At 40.2% G+C, this 18,509-nt stretch carries 10 protein-coding genes; 9 read left to right on the forward strand and 1 reads right to left on the reverse strand.

What is annotated here, in order from left to right; translation table 11 throughout:
* Positions 1-10 precede the first annotated feature (10 nt).
* Entirely contained in the window at positions 11-2,806 is a 2,796-nt protein-coding gene (locus AC2SLL_RS07120; protein ID WP_486530992.1) for a penicillin-binding protein 1A, read from the reverse strand.
* A 962-nt stretch (positions 2,807-3,768) separates the two neighbouring features.
* Between AC2SLL_RS07120 and AC2SLL_RS07125 the strand changes: the two genes are divergently transcribed.
* The 9 genes from AC2SLL_RS07125 to gltB all read left to right on the forward strand — a co-directional run bounded on the left by AC2SLL_RS07125 (position 3,769) and on the right by gltB (position 18,301).
* Complete coding sequence (locus AC2SLL_RS07125; RefSeq protein WP_486530993.1) at positions 3,769-4,824, forward strand: pilus assembly protein PilM; 1,056 nt, start codon at positions 3,769-3,771, stop codon at positions 4,822-4,824.
* Positions 4,824-5,507 carry a PilN domain-containing protein gene (locus tag AC2SLL_RS07130; RefSeq protein ID WP_486530994.1) on the forward strand — a complete coding sequence of 228 codons (684 nt, stop codon included), beginning with the start codon at positions 4,824-4,826 and terminating at the stop codon, positions 5,505-5,507. Before AC2SLL_RS07125 ends, AC2SLL_RS07130 begins: the two co-directional genes overlap by 1 nt.
* Positions 5,507-6,217, forward strand: coding sequence for a type IV pilus inner membrane component PilO (locus tag AC2SLL_RS07135; protein WP_486530995.1), 711 nt, complete (start codon positions 5,507-5,509; stop codon positions 6,215-6,217). The genes AC2SLL_RS07130 and AC2SLL_RS07135 overlap by 1 nt, the downstream gene beginning before the upstream one ends.
* Positions 6,218-6,220: 3 nt before the next feature.
* Entirely contained in the window at positions 6,221-6,925 is a 705-nt protein-coding gene (locus AC2SLL_RS07140) for a pilus assembly protein PilP (RefSeq protein WP_486530996.1), read from the forward strand.
* A 24-nt stretch (positions 6,926-6,949) separates the two neighbouring features.
* A complete protein-coding gene (locus AC2SLL_RS07145) occupies positions 6,950-9,442 on the forward strand; it encodes a type IV pilus secretin PilQ (RefSeq protein WP_486530997.1) in 2,493 nt (830 codons plus the stop codon).
* Between the two features lie 391 nt (positions 9,443-9,833).
* The gene (locus AC2SLL_RS07150) at positions 9,834-10,379 is read left to right on the forward strand and encodes a shikimate kinase (protein WP_486530998.1); all 546 of its coding nucleotides are present in this window, start codon (positions 9,834-9,836) and stop codon (positions 10,377-10,379) included.
* Between the two features lie 191 nt (positions 10,380-10,570).
* Positions 10,571-11,641 (forward strand): 3-dehydroquinate synthase, encoded by a 1,071-nt coding sequence (aroB, locus tag AC2SLL_RS07155; protein ID WP_486530999.1) that lies wholly within the window; start codon positions 10,571-10,573, stop codon positions 11,639-11,641.
* Between the two features lie 212 nt (positions 11,642-11,853).
* On the forward strand, positions 11,854-12,966 hold the full coding sequence (locus AC2SLL_RS07160; RefSeq protein ID WP_486531000.1) for a hypothetical protein: 1,113 nt from the start codon (positions 11,854-11,856) through the stop codon (positions 12,964-12,966).
* Positions 12,967-13,777: 811 nt separating this feature from the next.
* Positions 13,778-18,301 (forward strand): glutamate synthase large subunit, encoded by a 4,524-nt coding sequence (gltB, locus tag AC2SLL_RS07165; protein ID WP_486531001.1) that lies wholly within the window; start codon positions 13,778-13,780, stop codon positions 18,299-18,301.
* Positions 18,302-18,509 lie beyond the last annotated feature (208 nt).

Here is an 18,509-nt window from a genome sequence, read left to right on the forward strand (position 1 = left end):
GTATGATAAGTTACATAGGTGGTAATGCATCTACTTCGTTGACCTCAAGTGGCTTTAATGTCTGCTGTGCGGCGGGTTTGTTCGCCCTATTTGATTTATCCAGCGTATTTTGAGATGTCCTGTTTTGAGTAGTGTTGTTTTTAGATGATTCAGACTTTTGGGTTTTTTGCTCAGAAAGATCAGACTTAGCTTCGGGGTCGGAAGATAATTCATCAACAGTCACTTGACGTTTAGCCACTGGCGCCTTAGGTGGATTAATTGCTGTATCATCTGAATTGGAGTCGGGCTTACTAGGTGCTTTCTTAACCGAACGTACAGGCTTGCTTCCGCCATTATTCGTTATATTAATAACATCTTGCTGTTGTAGTTCAGATTTAGAGACATTGCTGGTCTTAACCCACTGATAGGGTACAGAACGTAACTGATTACGCATAAAGTCCATCCAAATTGGTAGTGCTGCTACTCCGCCGTATTCTCGTCTGCCTAAAGTAGAAGGCTGGTCAAATCCTACCCAAACGACAGAAACAAGTGAGGGGTGGAACCCTGCAAACCAAGCGTCCTTATTATCATTTGTAGTTCCTGTTTTACCCCCAATATCACTGCGACCCAGAGCCCTTGCTTTAGTAGCAGTTCCTCGCTGTATCACATCACGTAATATGCCCGCCATCTCATAAGCTACTGCCGGTTTTACAATACGGGGTGCTTGGTTGGCAATGCTATATTGAATCAAGGCCGGCTTTAAACGGTCACTTTGTGGTGTGGCATCGTAATAAATTTCGAGAAGATCGTTATTAAGGGGGGGATTAACTTTTTGTTCTGCATTGATGCTGGTTTGATCGTCTAAATTTTTAAGTAAGTCTGGGTTTTCTTTGAGGGCTTTCAAGCTCTCTGCACGTTGTTCTAATTGAGCCTCTAATAGACTTTCATGATCTTTTTGTAGCTGGAGATTTAGTTTTTCAAGTTTATTATTAAAACAAACGGCACAAGCACGCTGAGGGTTTGATAAATACAGTAGCTCATTATTAAAATTATAGATTTGGTCAATGAAGTAAGGCTGAATGCGATGTCCGCCGTTTGCAAAAGTGGCATAGGCTGTTGCCATTTGTAAAGGAGTCGCTTGTCCAGCCCCAAGAGCAAGTGACAATGTTGTGGGTAGTTTTTCTTTATCTAGACCAAATTGATCGAGTAAATGCAGTGCATCGGGGGTGCCTATAGCCCTAAGAAGCCGGATTGACACTAAGTTGCGAGATAAGTATAGGCCTTGACGCAAGGTCATATTTCCATAATGGCGCCCATCAGAATTTTTAGGCTTCCAATCTCCAATTCTCAAAGGGTCATCCGATATCATACTATCAGGGCGGTAGCCTTTTTCTAAAGCAGCCGTATATACAAGTGGTTTTATCGTCGAACCAGGCTGACGCCACCCTTGCAATGCTCGATTAAACTTGCTATATCTATAGTCAAAGCCGCCAACAAGAGATTTAATAGCGCCCGTCTCGGGATCTAGGGCAACTAAACTGCCTTGAACCTTGGGAATTTGGGTTAGACGCCAAGCGGTCCTGTCTTTATTCGCGATAACACGCACAATATCATCTTTTGCCACAATATCAGATGCTCGATTTGGGTAGCTTCGGATACGATTGGCGTCTAAGTATTTTTTAGCCCAGCGCATACCAGACCAATATACCGTCACTTCAGTGTCATCTTTCAGCTCAGCTTTAAAACTGTTTTGATTAACCTCAGTAACCTTCGCAGGCTCCATATTTGAGTAAGTTACAAATTCTGATAGCGGCTGACCATGTGCCTCAGCACCTCGCCAACCATGGCGACGGTCATATCCAATGAGCCCTTTCTTAATAGCAATATCGCCTTCGTTTTGATCTTTTGTATCTACCGTCAGCTTAACTCTCCAACCTGAATTAACCACCTCTTCACCATAACGGGCAACCAAGGCATGACGTGCCATTTCGGCTAAATAGGGCATGTTTGTATCGAGTCTTTCTTTATATACCTTTACATTAAGGGGAGAATTGATGGCCTCTTTATATTCAGCTTGGGTTATATATCCTAAACTTTGCATACGCCCTAGAATCCAGTTACGTCGTTCTAATGCCTCATCAGGGTTGGATACTGGATTATTTTGCGATGGTGCTTTGGGTAGACCCGCAAGTGTTGCCATTTCGGCTATGGTTAGCTTATTAAGTGACTTACTAAAGTACTTTCTGGCAGCAGCTTTAATACCATACGCGCCCTCACCCATGTAAATCTTATTCACGTATAGTGTTAAAATTTCATCTTTAGATAGTTTTTCCTCAATACGACGAGCGAGGTAAAGCTCGGTCAGTTTACGGTTAAAAGTACGTTCAGGACTCAAGAAGTAATTCTTAGCGACCTGCATGGTAATGGTTGAACCCCCCGTTTGTCCCTCATCATCCGTTATAATCTCGGAGACGGCTCTTCCTAAACCTTTGATGCTGATACCACTATGTTCATAGAACGAGGAGTCTTCTGCTGCTAAAAAAGCTTTGATGAAATCTTCAGGAATTTGCTCATAGGTTACCGGCAATGACATACGATTACCGTATTGGCCAATCAACTTCCCATCTTTACTATAGATTTGTAGAGGCATTTCAAGATTAGCCGTTTTTATTTCAGAGATACTTGGTAAACTTGGAGACAAATACATTGCCATACCGTAAAAACCAATAGGAATAGCCAGAACAAGGATAATAATAAGTGCGATGACGGCAAATATTATAGATAGAAAGTAGTGTATTAAATGAACTGAGGAAGATTTTTGAGACATAGTGGCTCTATATTTTAAGTACAGTAGTGTGAGATGAACAGTGTGAGATAAACATACTCATGAAACGATTTGAGATATGTAAAATAACAAATATTTTTACACAAATCTAAGGTCAATTTAATAGATAGATAGTTGATTAGAATATATTATGTAATGATAAACCAAATTATAAAGTAAACTGACTATATCTTATAGGTTTAAATCTAAAAAATGACATAGGTGCCATTTAAAACCTATTATATGTAATTCAAAGCATTAATAGGATTAAGTTTAAAGATAGTGATTTATTATCTTGTATATCATACAAAAGCTGACAAGCTGTTTGCTGAAAAGAACGTTGCATTAATGTGTAAAAAAAGTGCATGAATAGACTTGTGTATAGACGTTTAGTATTTTTTAATCATTACAGCGCCAAGCTTCGTTCAGTATATGAGTCGCATTATTCAATAAATAGCACTTTTATATTTAAGAAATAAAAGAGATGTTAGATATGAAAGTGAAGTACAGGAAGGTTCTAATTAAATATAAATTAGTGTTAGGCGTATCAGTTTCATCTTTTAAAGTATCTATCCTATTTAGTATCTATCATATTTATATATAGTTTAGCGATAGAAATAAGTATGTTAGGGTATATTGGTGTCCATCTGCTCATTCTAATCTTCCAATTGAACGATTACCAATGTGAATTGATAAGTATGTTAATTTTTAAATAACAAAAAGATTGTAATTAAGCTTATAGAATAATATTCCTTATACCAATCAAAAAAGATTGTTTTAAGAATGTGATAAGTGTAATTACATAAATTTACATGTCTGAACGTAGCGGTATTTAAAAAAGATAGAACAAAAGGTTAAAAAAAATGTTGGGTAACATTGAATCTATCTTTTAAGTAACGTATTGTATCTCTATATTAAAATGGCATATAAACTAGACGAATATGGTCTAAGAAGGAATTCATACTGTGAAGCTATTCACCCCAAAATCGCACCAGTTAGTGGGTGTGGATTTAAGTGCGACTTCAATAAAAATGGTTGAAGTGCAGTATCAACAAGGTGTCTATCATCTTAAGACATATGGCATTGAGAATTTAGAACAAGGTCAGGTTGTAGATAGTACTATTGTCGATATCGAAGCAATTGGTCAGTTGATAGCAGAACTCGCTTGGCGTGTAAAAGTGAGAGCGAAAAGTGCAGCAACTGCTGTTTCAGGTTCTGCTGTCATTACTAAGCTGATTGATATGGAAGCCAACCTGACAGACTCTGAAAGAGAAGCTCAAATTCGTCTAGATGCTGATCAATATATTCCTTACCCGTTATCTGAAGTTAATTTAGACTTTGAGGTAATTGGCCCATCGCCTGTTAATAGTGCATTGGTACAGGTTTTATTAGCGGCATCAAGGTCAGAGAATGTGGAGCAGCGAGTAGACGCCTTAGCTTTTGGTGGTTTTGACACCAAAATTATGGATATTGAGTCACATGCTATAGAACGGGCATTCCAGTTGATTGAAAATACGCTTCCAAACGCGCCAAATGTTATTGGTTTAGTCGATATTGGTCATACTCACACCACCTTATATGTTGTTAAGGATGGAGAGTTCGTTTACAGCCGTGAACAGCTTTTTGGTGGCGCTCAATTGACCGACTCAATTCAAACTAAATATGGCATGACATTTGAAGAGGCTACATTTAACAAGCGTGAGATGAATCTGCCTGATAATTATCGAAGTGAAGTGCTAGTGCCGTTTATGGAAAGCTTAATTCAACAAATTACTCGTTCGCTACAGTTCTATTTTTCATCCAGCCAATATACAAATGTGGATCATATTGTATTGTGTGGGGGCAGTGCCTCCCTACCAGGCTTAGTAACTATGGTAGAGCAAAAAATTGGGACAGAGGCTACCCTTGCTAATCCCTTTACTAATATGACGATTGATCCGAGCATAAACAGCGAACAGCTGGCTATTGATGCGCCTGGATTAATGGTGGCTTGCGGGCTAGCGTTAAGGAGTTTTGACTAATGGCACGCATTAATCTATTGCCTTGGCGTGAACAATTACGTGAACGTAGAAACAAAGAATTTATAACCCTAGTTATTGCGAGCTTATGTTTAACCATTGCCGTTGCCTTCGGAGTATGGACTTATTTTAATAAGGCATTGGCAGATCAAAATCTAGCCAATGATCACATTAGTGCAGAAAATAAGAAACTAGACGACAAGCTGGCAGAAATAGCTATCTTAGAGCAACGCCGTGAGGAGATTATCTCGCGTATGCGGGTCATTCAAGATTTGCAAGGCAAACGCCCTCTTCCTGTAAGAGTGTGGGACGATGTTGCTAAAGCAGTTCCTGAGGTTATGTATTTAATCTCCTTTCAACGTGAAGGTGATATGTTAACTTTTACAGGGCGAGCCGATAACCCTAATATCGTGTCTAAACTGGTAAGAAATTTAGATGCAAGCCATTGGCTAGCAGATTCTAAAGTTAAGTTTATAAAACAAAATGTGAATGCTTATGAAAGCGTTGAGACTAAAGAGATTAAAGGGGATGAAGAAACTGAAGGTAGACCCATTTATCCAGAAGACAGCTATATAGAGTTTGTAGTAACGTCGCAGGTTGTGACTGCTGCTGAAGGCAGAAAAGCGCTAGAGGCTGATGATTCTAATATAGCACCTGAGCCTCAAAAAGAAATAGGAGGCAACTGATGATAAGACGCCCGTACAAACAGTCTACCTACGCTACCCCTTCTAATGGACGCCAGACTAAAAGCTTTCAAGATTTTTTGCATAGCATACAAAATCTTGATACTGAGAACTATGGCAGTTGGCCTATTGCGATTAAAGTTTTTGTGATTCTCTTGTTGCTTGTTTTGATAGCTTCTCTCGCTTTTGCCTTTCCTATTAAGAGTAAAATTGACGAAATTAAAGCCGCAGAAGCTCGGCAACAGACCTTACTTCAAGTGTACCGTGAAAAAGAATCTAAAGCCCGTCATCTTGATGAATATAAACAGCAAGTTGCACAAATGGATATTGAATTTAAAGAGCTGTTAAATCAACTGCCTAAAGAAACACGAGTGTCTGAGCTTGTGACTGGTATTAACATGACCGGTATTGGCAGTAATATCCGTTTTAAAGATATTTCTATTGAACCAGAAATAGATCAAGAGTTATTTATCGAGCAGCCTATTCGCATTGAAGCGGTTGGGGAATATCATCAATTTGGCGCTTTTCTTAGCGGGCTTGCGGCACTACCTCGTATTATTACTTTGCATGATTTCGAAGTAAATAACCCTCAACCTTCTCTGGATACTTTGCCTGAGCTAATCCTGATTCTAAATACAAAAACATATCGTTCTAAAGCATTGGCTGATCCTATCTCAAATGCTTCTCAAGAAGATACGGCGCAGGGAGAATAACTAATGATAATTCAACACTATTCTGTGCCTCAAGAGCTAACCAATAGGCATACTAGGAAATCAACTTCCGCCGTCAAATATAATGTAACTAACGCAGAGACTAATAAATCAGCCGTAACTTTGGCATTGGGCATTCGAGTTATGCAAAAATTTTGCATCCATCACATTAAACACTTTGATAAGGCGTTTAAAAAATGGCTTGCGCTTTCTCTTTTGATAGGTATTGTAGGGCTCTCTGGCTGTACAGATAGAGTCATGTTGGCTAGTGATAAGATGGCTGAGATTCGTAATTCTAAGTCTCAGCCTGTTGAGCCAGTACCAAAACCTATCTTGGTTGATGATTATGTGTATGATGCGTCAGAACTGCGTAGCCCTTTCATGCCACCAAGCTTATTAAGCAAACAACAGGTAATAGATAGTAATAGTGGTGTCACACCAGACCCTACGCGTGAGAAAGAAGCGCTTGAGGCATTTGAGCTATCACAATTGGTTTACCGAGGTAGTGTGATCTCTCCAGAAGGGGTAGAGTTTGGGCTTATTCAACGACCAGATGGTGTAGTAGACAGTGTTAAAGTGGGGGATTACATGGGTATGAACCATGGCCGTATCGTTGAGATTACAGCGACCCAAATAAATCTTATCGAAATTGTGCCTGATAACCGTGCAGGATATGTAGAGAAACCTGCTTCTGTGGTGTCACCTATCTAACAGTGTTTTTAAGGACAAATAATAATGACAGTATTAAACAAAGGTATTAGCCACAGCAGTTTGACACCTTCTTATCTGATGATGAGCATTGCTGCCACGAGTATAACGATGGTAAGTGTTAATGCCTATGCTAATCAAACATTGACATCGTTGAGTGTGGTGCAGCCCTCTAAACAGACCACTCAATTACGTTTGGATTTTGATGCGCCTCCAGTCATTCCAGAAGCCTATCAACTTGAGAACCCAGATCGTCTTGTTCTTGATTTTAATCAGGTAAGTAATGATTTGCCTTCACGATATAATGAGATAAATCAAGGGGTAGTGACAGATATTACAACCTTAAATAATGAGGAAACTACAAGGTTGATTGTTGGATTGACCAGTCTTAAAAATAAAGAGTTTACCACGCTAGCAGAGGGCAACTCCCTTTTAGTTAATATTGCAAATACTGATGCAAATAACAATTTTAATAACAATGCACTAAATAACAATGCAGGTGCCCAGACCAGTACCAATACATCGCTATCGCCACTAGCAGGACAGCAGTCTGTACAAAACGTTTCTCCAGCGCAGACAAATAATGTGGAGTCGCCTCAAGACTCCCGCATTGCTTATAGTATCGATACTGCTGAGACACCAGCGTATGTAGAATCGACATTGTCACCTGCATCAACGCCTGGTTTTATTCAGCAAAACATAAATGCAGTGAATCAACCAAAAGCTCAAGCAAATCAAGATCAGAAAAGTCAGAGTAGTACCGATAAAACGATGGTGGTTAGAGTTAATCCGCTTTTAAACCCTGCCAGTGCCACGTATGTTAGTCAAAAGTATAATTATAATGGCGTGACTAATGTTTCTTATACTGGAAGTTCAGAGGGCGGCGGTTCAATTAATATTGGTATTGCTAATGAAAGTATTCCGGTAGATATTCAACGTCAAGGTAATAAAATTGTGGTGCGAGTGACAGGTGCGACGGTGCCACCAAATCTTGTGCGCCAACATAATGTGAGTGGCGGCCTCGTCTCTTCGGTTAATGCTAGAAATAATGGTAAAAACGGCATTATTACTATTGCTATGGGTAGTGACTTTGAATATCAAGCATTTCAGTCTGGCACTCAAGTTAATATTACAGTTAAGCCGCCGAAGTTATTACGTGAGCCCACCTTGGAGGAAAAACAATATACGGGCGAGACACTTTCCGTAGACTTCCAGAATGTTGCAATACGTAATGTGTTGCATCTATTGTCTCAGTTTACCGAGCTGAATATCGTGGCAACTGACAGTGTTACTGGCGATATTACCCTAAATCTTATCAATGTGCCTTGGGATCAGGCTTTAGATATTATTTTAAAAAGCAAGAACTTGGCCATGCGTACTAATGGTAATGTTATCTATGTAGCGCCAGCATTAGAGCTTGCTGAACAGGAGCATAAGGAGTTAGAACAACAACAAAAAGTCAAGGACTTCTTGCCACTGCGCACCGAGTACATTCGTTTAAGCTATGCTAAGGGAGAGGATGTGCTTAACTTGATTGCCGATGGCAGAAACTCGGATAGTAATATTGATAATGAAAGAGGAAGTTTATTGTCTGAACGTGGTACGGTAACAGTTGATGCGCGTACAAACACACTTATTGTTCAAGATACTTCAGATAGTATTGAAAATGTACGCGCCCTTATCTCTAAAATTGATATTCCTGTCCGCCAAGTCATGATCGAAGCCCGAATTGTCAGTGCAACAGATAACTTTAGTAAAGAATTAGGAGTTAAATGGGGGATATTGTCTAATGGCGTGGCAAACAACAGTGATTTATTAGTGGGTGGCAGCGATCAAACACTCGCTGATCTTAAAGACTTTACTATGGAAACCACAACTATAAATGGACAACAGGTAAGTTATCCCACCTATACTATTAATCGTCCGGAAAACTTAAATGTCGACTTAGGGGTAGCAAATCCAGCTGGTCGTATTGCCTTTGGTTTGCTAAGTATGTCTGATCTAATGATCGACCTTGAACTATCGGCTATGCAAGCAGATGGTCGAGGGGAAGTTATCTCTTCCCCAAGAATTTTAACCATGGATAAGCAAACTGCAAAAGTAGCTTCAGGTACACAAATTCCGTATCAGGAAGCCTCCGCTAGTGGCGCAACTTCCACAAGTTTTGTAGAGGCAGCATTGAGCTTAGAGGCAACCCCTAACATCACGCCCGATGGTAAAATTGCGTTAGAGTTGAATATTCAAAATGCGACACCAACAAGCTTAGCGGTAAATGGGGCTGTGGCAATCTCTAAAGATTCATTAACTACCAACGTGATTGTTGAAGATGGACAAACTATTGTATTAGGCGGTATTTTCCGTAATCAGACCAGTAATGGTGTTGAAAAAGTTCCTTTCTTGGGCGACCTTCCTTATGTCGGTCGCTTATTTAGAAATGATAAGCGTAGTAATGAAAAACAAGAGTTGCTTATTTTTGTGACGCCAAAACTGCTTACAGATGGTGTCACTCGACTCAATTAGAATGCCTTGACTTCTTGGACAAAATTATGATTGGTCTAGTAGTATTTTGATTGAATTTATAAAATTCAAGGGCAGTTCTTAAGGAGCTGTCCTTTTTTATGGTAATTTAGGTCAGCGTAGCTTACGCAATACTGATAGAGTTAAATTATTAAACGGATAGTGAGTCAATGACAGACTGGCTACGCTGGTATGCTTGATTAATGTACGCCGTAACCCGTTTTTACTCGCCTCACTTGTATCAATTTTATTTTTGTTCCACTATATGTATTTATAATGTATTGATATTTAGCACTGATAAAGAATGTATTAATGATAAAAGCAGGCTTTAACTTAATGCAATTATAGTAGCTAAATGCCTGTATAATTTAAAAATTTATTTGAGAGAGGCCTAATGCAAGCAGCTTTACCATCATTATTTATTGTAGGGCCCATGGGAGCTGGGAAAACCACTGTAGGGAGACTATTGGGTAGATATTTTGGGTGTAACTTTATTGACAGCGACCATTATATCATTGAGCAAACAGGCGCAGATATTGCTTGGATCTTTGAAAAAGAAGGTGAAGCTGGGTTTCGAGCTAGAGAAGCTCGGGCCATTAAAGAGCTGACAGCCTTGCCTAATATAGTATTAGCAACGGGTGGTGGTGTGGTCATGCACCCACAAAATCGCGAATGTCTTAAGCAAAATGGTATCACAATTTATCTGCAAGCAAGTGTTGATGTCCAAATGAAAAGAACGGCAAAAGATAAATCTAGACCCTTATTAAACACCCCAAATCCTCGTGAAGTTTTGCAATCCTTGTATGATATAAGAGACCCACTGTATCGAGAAGTAGCCGATATTGTGGTTGCTACAGGTGATGGTTATCCTAAATATATGATGAACAAAGTGGTTCAAGAGTTATGCCATAAATACCCAGATATTTTTAATCAAGATTAAGCCATTTAACAGTGCTTTATGGCAGTACTCAACTGAAACCTAATTGCTCAAGCAAATGACTCCACGCTTTTCTTACCGTATTCATGGGTTAACCATCCTATAATAACAAGAGGATTGAATGCAAAAATAAACCCAGCTAAAAACTGCGTCACTCTATCCAAGATAACTATATATCTATATCCGAGAAAACTATGACCACTAACCTAACGGTACATACTCAAAGTCACGATTACCCGATTCAAATTACCAGTCAGTCGCAAATGGCATTACAGATTGAGCCTTATATTAAAGGCAATCAAGTCATGATAGTAACTAATGAGACCGTTGCTCCACTGTATTTACATGCGCTGTTATCGGAACTTAAAAAAACGCATAACGTGATGCATATCATTTTGCCAGACGGTGAACAATATAAAAACCAGCATCATATTAATCTGATTTATGATGCTTTGATGGATAACCATTGTAGCCGTGATGTTACGCTTGTAGCGCTTGGAGGTGGGGTTATTGGTGATATGACAGGTTTTGCTGCTGCTTCGTTTATGCGGGGGGTTAACTTTATTCAGATACCGACAACTTTATTATCACAAGTTGATTCAAGCGTTGGTGGTAAAACAGGCATCAATCATCCTAAAGGTAAAAATATGATTGGGGCATTTTGGCAACCTCGTATGGTGCTTGCTGATATGCACACTTTAACGACTTTGCCTAACCGTGAGCTATCTGCCGGTATTGCGGAAGTCATTAAGTATGCCCTGATTATGGATGTGAGTTTTTTAACTTGGTTAGAGGCGAGTATAGCCTCGCTTATGGCACGGGATGAAGCCACATTGGCTGAAGCAGTCGCGCGATGTTGCCAGTATAAAGCAGATATTGTTGCTCAGGATGAACGTGAATCTGGTAAACGTGCCCTGCTTAACTTTGGTCACACATTCGGTCACGTGATTGAGACTCATGAGGGTTATGGTAGATGGTTACATGGAGAGGCAGTCGCTGCGGGTATGGTGCAAGCCGCCAAATTGTCTCAAAAGATGGGTTGGATCAGTGAAGACGATGTTCAGCGTATATGCGATGTATTGCTTGCAGCAGGGTTACCCATATTACCACCAAATATCGAATGTAGAACAGCGCTACAATTAATGCAGCATGATAAAAAAGTTAAGTCAGGACAACTCAGGCTGATTTTGTTAAAATCTCTTGGAGAAGCTATTGTTACTGCAGATTTTGATCAAAAATGTCTAGAAGAAGTTTTAAGTGAGTAGCCGTTATTTATGATAACTTTAGTTACTATAGTTAAAGAGCTTTAAAATAGTTAAAGAGCTTTAAAATCAATACTAGGCAGTCGAGTGACAGCACTGCTATTATAGACGAAAATAGCCAATTGTAGATTGTAAACACGGGTTACAAGTATTATTTAGTGACAATATCAGCTCCAAACATCTAATTATTTATTGAAAATTAATGGATTTGCTCTATGGCAAACACACAAAGCACTACGCCTAACCAATCTAATGCAACTAAAAAGCGTGTTATCACAAGTATCTGGCTTATTATGGCACTATTGTCGGGCGTTACTGCTTTGGCACTTTGGATGTTTAGCTCAGCGCCTGCTTTTAACGAAGCCAAAGTGACAAAAGAGGAAGAAAAAATCGATGAGGTAACCTCGTCTAATATTGGCAGGATTAAGAGTATTGATGGGCTTAATGAGTTGGATAACGCCGTTCAGCCCATCTCATTTGATGCGCTAGTGAGAGATTTGCGTGACTATCCTCCAGAATTTAAAGATGCTAAGTTTTTTAAAAAGCACAAAGGCGAGTGGACGGTTCAAGTAATGGATGTCTCAGAGCATGAGATTATTACGGACTACCTTAATACACGTGATGACAGAGAAAAATTTGCTTATTTTCGTTATCGAGATGATGATAATCAAGCACGCTATTTATTGACCTACGGCATGATGAGGTCGCCGCAACTGGCAATGGGAACAGCAAAAACAATTAATTTTGATTTGCCAGCAAACGTTACCGTATTGCCTGAAGAAGTTGATGTATATTTAGATTTAATTGAAAATTACGAATTATCGCCACCAATTAAAGACTTATCAACAAATCGTGCGAGGAAGATTAAACTGCAGCCTACCAAGCGTGAGCTTGAAGTAAGAACTCAATCGACCCGTAATAATGAGCCAAAACTTGAGTCTCAAGAACAAAGTAATATGAGTGCTCAAAGTTCAAACTCTTCTAATAATGGGACCGCTAGTCAACATGTAGAACAGAAGCCAATCAGAGATTCTAAAGATACGAGCGACGTCCTCTCTGTTCAAGAGCAAAGAAAAATAGATCAACAAGTGGTAGATTCAGGTAATAGCAATAATAATGCTACCAATAAAGGTCTTACTCCAACAGATAACAACCAATCTTCCAAAAATCCCATTATTAATAAAGAAACCAAACCAAAAGTCGCTGAGCCAGCCAAACCTAGTGAGAAAAAAATGACCAAAGAAACTGATAGTTCAGGTTCAAGTTCAGCTTCACAGGCAAAAGATGTTGATAAAATTAAGCAGCTCATTGACCAAAAAACACAGTAGCCGTGTCCGAGTGACGAGAAGTGTGTAGTAGATAAGTCATAAAACGTAAGGTTAAGCTCAGTATTTTTTATGCTTTCCCACAGTTTTATGCCTTATCCGCTATTGTAGTACGCTATTAATACCCTCTTTTTTTCGTCTAACTTCCTCCCTTATTCGCCCTCTTTTTATTCATATAGCTAATTGTTAACGCTTGATAATAAAAAGATTATGAGTTAAAAAATACTCATAAAACTCAAATTTCACTGGATTTTAGATGCGTGTTTCTCTAATATGTTTGTGTGATGTTTCGTGGTGTTATCGCAGGTATTTAATGAATTGATAGTGGTTCTCGTTTTATCTATTCAACCAGATTATTGTTGAGTCTCTAATACTTACCATCGATTGCGCTACTATTGCAAATGCTAATATTGGGTAAGTAGGCGTCAACTAAATAGTAAAGCCTCTACTATATTTTTACTTAATCTCACTTAAGATGTTGCTTGGCTTAGATCTCATTAAGTAAGTCACTTACAAAATAAGTCACTTACAATAAGTCGTTTTTAACACTGAGTTAAGAAGCCAAACTTGTTGTGCAGCATTGTTTGATATGGTAAAGCTAAATAGCTAAATATTTATGTATGATTGCATATTTTGATGAAAAGTAAAGTATAGGCCAGAGCTGAAATCCACTCAATTTTACCAATAGGGTTTAATATATTTTTGCCAGCTCCACGATATAGTCAGTACTGCATTCAGGTCTGCTATTACCATCCAGCATATTCATTTTGTAGTGCTTTAATAGCAATACGCAAGTACAAGTAAAGGACAAGCCATGACTGTGAATTTAAATGCCAACCCTTCTGCAAGCAACGATACGCCTATCCGCACTCAACCATCTATTTTAGAGCAGCAAACCTATCTTGCTTCACCGAACGAATTTAAAGACAACTGTGGTTTCGGTCTTGTGGCTCATATAGAGGGCACGCCAAGTCATCATTTGGTTAAAACAGCGATTCATAGTTTGAGTTGCATGACTCACCGTGGGGGTGTTGCTGCTGATGGCAAAACAGGTGATGGCTGTGGTTTACTACTCGCTAAACCAGTAGATTTTTTTAACGCTGTAGCAAATGAGTTAAATATTGAGCTCACTGAAAACTTTGCCGTAGGGATGGTATTCTTAAATCTTGATAATGAGCTAGCGACACATAGTCAAGAGGTTTTAAATCAAGAAATTGCTGCTCAAGGTCTGACAGTTGCTGGCTGGCGAGACGTGCCTGTTGATTTGTCTATAGTTGGTCAAATTGCTCGCGAGTCATTGCCTCAGTTTAAACATGTATTTGTTAATGCTGACAGCGATTTATCTGCTGAAGACTTTAATCGTAAGCTATACGTAGCACGGAAAAAAGCAGAGTTGGCGTTAACTGAAGATCCTCTTTTCTACGTCACTTCCCTAAATTGCCAAACTGTAATTTATAAAGGTTTGGTAATGCCGTCAGACTTGCCAGCTTTTTATAGCGATTTACAAGATACGCGTTTGCATTCACATATTGTGGTATTCCATCAGCGCTTCTCAACCAATACCTTGCCGCGTTGGCCGCTCGCTCAGCCCTTTCGTTATTTAGCACATAATGGCGAACTAAATACGATCACGGGTAACCGCAATTGGTCAGTAGCACGAACCCCAAAATTAGAGACAGAGAAGTTACCAGAAATTACAAAGCTGCACCCTTTAGTTAACCGTACCGGTTCTGACTCTTCAAGCTTAGATAATATGCTAGAAGTATTAATTTCAGGGGGTATGAGTTTATTCCACGCCATGTCAATTTTAGTCCCACCAGCTTGGCAGAATGTCGATAGTATGGACATGGACTTACGTGCTTTTTATGAGTTTTACTCACAGCATATGGAGCCGTGGGATGGTCCAGCAGGTCTGGTCATTCAGGATGGTCGATATGCTGTGTGTATGCTTGACCGCAACGGTTTGCGTCCGTCACGTTGGGTAACTACCAAAAATGGTTATATTACAGTTGCCTCAGAGGTTGGCGTATGGGATTATGAGCCAAATGATGTGATAGCGAAAGGCCGTGTCGGGCCAGGCCAAATGCTTGTTATTGATACCTTAAATGGTGAAGTTCTGGATGATAAGGTGATCGGTAATCGACTGAAAAAGGCGCATCCATATCGCAAATGGTTACGTGAAGAAGCCACACGTGTGCGGGATAGTGAACAAGTTGAAGAAAAGCTGCTTGAACAAGGCATTCGTGGTGAGCCACTAAAAGCCTTGCAAAAGATGTTTAATATTACCAGTGAAGAGCGTACAGAAATCATTCGTCCGAATGCTGAAAATGGTCAAGAGCCCGTAGGCTCTATGGGTGATGACACGCCTGTAGCGGTGTTGTCTAAACAGGTACGTAATGTGGCCGACTTCTTCCGTCAGCAGTTTGCTCAGGTAACCAACCCACCCATCGACCCGTTACGCGAATCAATTGTGATGTCATTGCAAACCTGTTTGGGTGCTGAGACAAATATCTTCAAACCAACGCCGCGTGATGCACATCGTATTATTTTATCGTCACCGGTATTATCACCCAGTAAGATGCAACAAATAGAAGGGCTTGAAGATCCTGCTTTTTTAAGTGAGCGCATTGATATTAACTATGATGAGTCGTTAACGCTTGATACGGCGATTAAACAAATATGTGAGCAAGTAGAAAAAGCAGTACTGGATAACAAGACGATTATTATCTTGTCAGATAAAGCCATCGAAAAAGGTAAAATGCCTGCGAATGCCATTATGGTTACTGGTGCTGTACACCATTATCTAATTGAAAAAGGTCTGCGTGCAGATGCTAACTTAATCATTGAGACGGGTATTGCACGTGATTCTCATCAAGTGGCTGTGTTGATTGGTTTTGGTGCAACGTGTGTCTATCCGTATCTGGCCTATGATGTTATCTCTGATTTAGTGGCGTCAGGTGAGCTACTGGGTGATCCCCTACAAGCGCGTGCTAACTTTCGCAAGGGTATCGATAAAGGCTTGCTTAAAATCTTATCAAAAATGGGTATCTCGACCATTGTCTCTTATCGCGGAGCGCAGTTATTTGAAGCGATTGGCTTGTCTGAGGAGGTAGTAGACCTTTGCTTTAAAGGTGTGCAGAGTCGTATTAAAGGGGCGACGTTTACTGATTTAGCCAAAGATCAAGCGCTGTTAGCTAAGAATGCGTTTAGTCGTCGCACACCAATTGATCAAGGTGGCATGCTAAAGTTTGTTTTTAATAAAGAATATCATGCGTTTAATCCTGATGTCATTAATACATTACATAAAGCAGTGCGCACTGGTAATTTCGAAAATTATCGTGCTTATGCGGAACTGATTAATAAGCGTCCAGTTGCCACACTTCGTGATTTATTGCGTCTAAAAACAAACAACAGTATAGATATTGAAGACGTTGAAAGCATTGATGATATTTTACCACGCTTTGATTCTGCCGGTATGTCATTGGGTGCACTATCTCCAGAAGCCCATGAATCAATTGCTATGGCAATGAATGCCATTGGAGGTCGGTCTAACTCAGGGGAAGGTGGCGAAGATCCCGCACGTTATGGCACCATGCGCAACTCAAAAATTAAACAAGTTGCTTCTGGACGTTTTGGTGTCACTCCTGCCTATCTACGCTCGGCGGAAGTTATGCAGATTAAAGTTGCACAGGGTGCTAAGCCGGGAGAAGGTGGTCAGCTACCAGGTGGTAAGGTTAACTCTTTGATTGCTCGTTTGCGCTATTCTGTACCGGGCGTTACCTTAATTTCGCCGCCACCACACCACGATATTTATTCTATTGAGGATTTAGCGCAGCTTATTTTTGATTTAAAGCAGGTTAATCCAGAAGCATTGGTATCGGTTAAGCTGGTATCTCGCCCAGGTGTGGGAACGATTGCAACAGGTGTTGCAAAAGCATATGCTGATTTAATTACTATTTCTGGTTATGATGGGGGGACAGCAGCGTCGCCATTATCGTCTATTCATCATGCTGGCTCGCCATGGGAGTTAGGTCTGGCAGAAGCTCAGCAGTCGCTACGTGTGAATGGTCTACGCGATAAAGTGCGTGTACAGACTGATGGTGGTCTTAAAACAGGTTTAGATGTCGTTAAGGCAGCGATATTAGGCGCTGAAAGCTTTGGTTTTGGTACAACACCTATGATTGCGGTAGGCTGTAAGTATTTACGTATTTGTCATTTGAACAACTGCCCAACAGGTGTTGCAACCCAAAAAGCACATTTACGTGATGAACATTTTATTGGCGAAGCTGAAATGTTGATAAACTTTTTTAAGTTTATTGCCACAGAGACTCGAGAGTGGCTCGCGGCGCTCGGCGTACGAAGCATGGAAGAGTTGGTGGGTCGTACAGATTTATTAGAGTTGTTAGAAGGCACTACGGATAAGCAAAAAAATCTTGACCTATCGCCATTGTTGCGCAGCCATCCAGCGGCAGAAGGGATGCCGCAAACCTGTCAAGTAGCGCGTAATGAGCCTTTTGATAAAGGCTTGCTTGCTGAGAGGATGGTTGATGACATGATTGTTGCAATTCGCCAAGGCAAAGGCGGTAGCTTTAGTTATCAGGTGGGCAACTGTGACCGTTCAATTGGTGCTCGAATTTCAGGTGAAATTGCTCAAGTTTGGGGTAACCTAGGCATGTCCGATAAACCGATTAATTTGCATTTATCTGGTACAGCGGGACAAAGCTTAGGGGTGTGGAACGCTGGTGGACTTAATATCGAACTTGAAGGCGATGCTAATGATTATGTTGGTAAAGGTATGGCTGGAGGCGAGATTGTTATTTACCCTCCAAAAGGATCTACATTTGCCACGCAAGAAACAGCCATCATAGGTAACACCTGCCTATATGGTGCAACTGGTGGTAAATTATATGCAGCGGGTACCGCAGGTGAGCGTTTTGCAGTACGTAATTCTGGCGCTCATGCCGTTGTTGAAGGTGTTGGCGACCATTGCTGTGAATACATGACTGGTGGAGTTGTTACAGTGCTAGGCAAAACAGGACTCAACTTCGGTGCAGGCATGACGGGTGGGTTTGCATTTGTTCTAGACTTAGACAATACTTTCTTTGATCGCTGTAATCATGAGTTGATTGATTTGCATCGCATTTCAAGCGAACAAACAGAAGAGCATCGTATTTACTTGAAGCATATTATTGAAACATATGTTGAAAAAACGGGCAGTGTTTGGGCTCAGCATATTTTAGCGGATTTTGAACACTATATTCGCAAAGTATTCTTGGTGAAGCCAAAAGCCGCTAATGTCGCCTCTTTGTTAAGAAGTACGACGGCAGACCCGCAGTAATAGATCTACAATAATACAAACCCCAGATTTATAGAAGGTTTTTAATTTGCCAATTTAAGACATTAGCATAAATGAGGATAGTTACTTGATGCCCATAAGTGATAACTATACAAATTGGCTAAGTATCTAACTGTTTATTTGGGTAGTTATATTGACATTGTCAAATCAGCCCAAGCATATTTTGTCCCAAGATTTTCAACCTTGCGGC

It is taken from the genome of Psychrobacter sp. CX97, assembly GCF_057396285.1.